The sequence below is a fragment of the Pseudoalteromonas sp. S16_S37 genome (assembly GCF_014694405.1).
In the GTDB taxonomy this organism is placed as follows: domain Bacteria; phylum Pseudomonadota; class Gammaproteobacteria; order Enterobacterales; family Alteromonadaceae; genus Pseudoalteromonas.
Map to the genome: position 1 here is coordinate 1 of NZ_JAAUWV010000186.1, position 655 is coordinate 655.

At 46.0% G+C, this 655-nt stretch carries 1 protein-coding gene; it reads left to right on the forward strand.

Going from position 1 to position 655, the window contains the following annotated elements:
- Positions 1–68: 68 nt before the first annotated feature.
- On the forward strand, positions 69–655 hold a 587-nt coding region (locus tag HC733_RS22545; RefSeq protein WP_190367202.1), incomplete at its 3' end, for an ISAs1 family transposase.

Below are 655 nucleotides of genomic sequence, written 5' to 3' on the forward strand. Positions count from 1 at the left end.
CAGGGCGGGATCGCACTTTTAGCTAATTTATGATCAAATAGCGCCAATCCCATTGCTAGGCGCAACCAATGAACCTGATTGAACACCTTACAGTTGTAGAAGAAACTCGCTCTGATATTAACAAAAAGCACGACTTAGTTGATGTCATTTTCCTTGTTATTAGTGCCATCATGGCAGGTGCTGAAGGTTGGCAAGATATTCAGCTCTATGGCGAGTCGAAGGAAGATTGGTTGCGGCAGTATCGGCCATTTAAAAACGGGATTCCAAAGCGCCATACCAGCGCTCGGATCCTCAAAGCTGTGGTGGCAGAATCACTGCTGGAAGCTCTGTTAAACTGGGTCAACGAGCAGCGACAAAGCACAGGTAAACAAATTATTGCACTCGACGGCAAAGTACTGCGTGGTTCGTATCGCGGCGATAAAAAGACGGCGTTACAACTTGTTACTGCATACGATACAGAGTCAGGGTTAGTACTGTCACAACAGTCCACTGAAACCAAGCAAGGCGAGATAAGTGTTGTGCGGCAATTGCTTGAAGTGCTTGATATTAAGGGCAGTGTTATCACAGTGGATGCGCTACATTGTCAACGACAAACACTTGAAATGATCGCTGCGAAAAAAGCCGATGTTGTGGTGCAGGTTAAAAAGAATCAGCC